The organism is Campylobacter sp. CNRCH_2015_1657 (assembly GCF_025772685.1).
In the GTDB taxonomy this organism is placed as follows: Bacteria; Campylobacterota; Campylobacteria; order Campylobacterales; family Campylobacteraceae; genus Campylobacter_D; species Campylobacter_D lari_D.
Map to the genome: position 1 here is coordinate 1 of NZ_JAKMSO010000020.1, position 1,691 is coordinate 1,691.

Here is a 1,691-nt window from a genome sequence, read left to right on the forward strand (position 1 = left end):
CCCTCAGTTTCCAAACATTAACTATCAAAGAGCATAATTACATTTGTAAAAGCAAACATTCATAGATAACTCCTTAGTTTTTAAAGATCTAGTTTCAAACTAGATCTTTAAAGATAATTCAATCTATAAATACAACCCTTTAATATATTTTTATCGTTTTTATTTACTTTAAGAATTCTTATATAAAACTATGCTATAATACAAGCCATAGTTTTAATTTTAATAAGGAGAATTCTCATGAAACTAGTTAAACTTAGTTTAGTAGCAGCTTTAGCTGCAGGTGCTTTTTCAGCAGCTAACGCTGTTTCACTTGAAGAAGCTATAAAAGATGTTGATGTATCAGGAATGTTCAGATATAGATTTGAATCTGATAGAAGAGATATTGGTAACACAATTGTAGATGGTTATAACAACTCTAAAGAAAACAAACACAGATTTAAATCTCAATTAAATTTCAAAGCAGCTTTAGATGATAACTTCAAAGCTTTTGTTCAATTCCAATACAGCACAAATGAAGCTGGCTTTGGTACAGGTAATGGAACAAACACTCACGATACTTTCGCTGTTCAACAAGCTTACTTAGAATACACTAATGAAGCTTATGCTACAAGCGTAACTTTTGGTAAAATGGAAGTTGGTTCTATTTGGACTGATGATTTAGTAGGAACAGGAGCTAAAGTAGTAAACACTTCTATTGAAGGTTTAACTTTTGCAGGTTACTGGTTTGATAGCTTTAATGCTGAAGATGATGGTGACACTGCTGCTACTTTGAACGATAGAACAAATAACAACAAACAAAGTTTCCCTGTTATCAACATGGCTAAATCTTCATTATATGGTGCTGCTATATTAGGTGATTTTGATCCATTTGCGTTCCAATTATGGGCTGCTTATTCAAATAACTATGCATTCTTATACGCAGTAGATGCTAGCTATAAATTTGCATTCAATGATGCTAATTTCAAAATCCAAGCTCAATACTTAGGAAATAGTGTAGATAGTGACACAGAAAAACGCTTAAATGCTGATAACGCTAACTTCTATGCTGCTCAATTACAAGGACAAATTTCTGCTTTTGATTTCCAAGCAGGTATTGTTGGCTATGGTGAAAAAGATAAAAATACTATTGTTGTATTAGAAGATAAAGGTAGAATAATCGCTCCAGGTGAACAAATTTTCTATTCTCACGGTAGTAGATTAACCGGAGATATGGGTGAAAACTTCTTCTATTTTGCAGGTTTAGGTTATACTTTTGCTGAAACTGTTAGAGTAGGATTTGACTATATCGGTGGTAAAACTGAATATGCAGCAGGTGCTGAAACAGATAAAAATGAATATATCGCAAGAGTATCTTATGCATATAGCCCAAAACTTACATTTAGTGGCTTCTATTCTTACTTAACTGAAGATTTCAATAAAGCTGGTGTTCATGATAGCGATGATCAATTCATCAGACTTGAAGCTCTATACAAATTCTAATTATAAAAGCTAAGCCAAAAGGCTTAGCTTACTATATCTAAAATTATCTCTTCTTTTAATCCTTGTATCTTGATTTCTTTTATTTTTAATTCATTAGGTAGATTTTCAAGCAAAGCTTCTTTATTATGTATATTTTTACTTGCTAATACTCTTAGTATTTTACCCCTATAAGCTTTAGCAAAATGACTTAAAGTTTTGGAATTTTTTAAAAA

1 protein-coding gene and 1 pseudogene are annotated in these 1,691 nt (G+C 31.3%); one reads left to right on the forward strand and one right to left on the reverse strand.

Translation table 11 applies throughout. The features are described 5' to 3' along the window. The first annotated feature begins 237 nt into the window (after positions 1 to 237). Positions 238 to 1,479, forward strand: a complete 1,242-nt coding sequence (locus tag L8X27_RS07920; RefSeq protein WP_263671872.1) for a major outer membrane protein — start codon at positions 238 to 240, stop codon at positions 1,477 to 1,479. A 23-nt stretch (positions 1,480 to 1,502) separates the two neighbouring features. Here L8X27_RS07920 and L8X27_RS07925 read toward each other — a convergent pair. Next, positions 1,503 to 1,691, reverse strand: a pseudogene (locus L8X27_RS07925) (peroxide stress protein YaaA); the annotation flags it as partial.